Genomic DNA, 221 nt, shown 5'->3' on the forward strand with positions numbered 1-221 from the left:
TGACTGGTACTAATAGGCCGAGGGCTTGTCCTCAGTTGCTCGCGTCCACTGTGTTGGTTCTGAAACCACGAACAACCCCATCCCTGTGGTCACGGGGATGGTGCGGTTGATGTTGTTTCACCGTGTTTCGGTGGTCATAGCGTGAGGGAAACGCCCGGTTACATTCCGAACCCGGAAGCTAAGCCTTACAGCGCCGATGGTACTGCAGGGGGGACCCTGTG

Annotated in this window: 1 rRNA gene; it reads left to right on the top strand. The window is 57.0% G+C overall.

What is annotated here, in order from left to right:
* Positions 1-126: 126 nt before the first annotated feature.
* Positions 127-221: ribosomal RNA gene (rrf, locus tag RB628_RS42410) — 5S ribosomal RNA — on the top strand; the annotation flags it as partial.

Source organism: Streptomyces sp. ADMS, assembly GCF_033441795.1.
In the GTDB taxonomy this organism is placed as follows: domain Bacteria; phylum Actinomycetota; class Actinomycetes; order Streptomycetales; family Streptomycetaceae; genus Streptomyces.